The 550-nt window shown below is 44.0% G+C and carries 1 protein-coding gene and 1 pseudogene; both read left to right on the top strand.

Going from position 1 to position 550, the window contains the following annotated elements:
* Nucleotides 1-335 (top strand): glycosyltransferase (locus tag R7P74_RS28550; RefSeq protein WP_318124060.1); only part of this gene is annotated, 335 nt, incomplete at its 5' end.
* Between the two features lie 9 nt (nt 336-344).
* Nucleotides 345-550, top strand: a pseudogene (locus tag R7P74_RS28555) (capsular biosynthesis protein); the annotation flags it as partial.

Below are 550 nucleotides of genomic sequence, written 5' to 3' on the forward strand. Positions count from 1 at the left end.
AAGACGTACAAGTAACGGGTATGCTTCCTCGCGATGAAGTGGTTAAGAAACTGCAGGCCTCCGATCTCTATTTACATACCGCCGCATGGGAAGGTATGCCTTTAACGATTCTAGAAGCCGCGAAGCTGCACCTCCCTATGGTGATTCGTTCCATTGGTGCCACAAAAGATCTCAACTATCCTTTTTTGGCGCAAACACCGGAAGACATGGCAAAGCAAATGACACATTGCATCAATCACTATGATGACATTGATTTTCGCCAATACACCACCGAGTTGAATGAGACGTTCAGTGAAGAAAAACAACGCCTCGCTCTAAACAACATTTACAGTTAGAGAAATAGAATGTTTCAAGCCATTCAACAAAAACTGCTACTTATGCCGAGTGGCAAAAAGAACTTGCTGTCACTCGGCATGAAAACGGCAATCACGCGAGTTTTCAGTGCATTATTTGCCTTTTTGCTTACACTCATCGTGTCGCGCACAACCGATGCATCCACTTCAGGTCAGTTTTTCTTCTTATTCAATCTCGTATCGCTCACAGCCATTAT

The sequence above is a fragment of the Vibrio sp. 2033 genome, assembly GCF_033339735.1.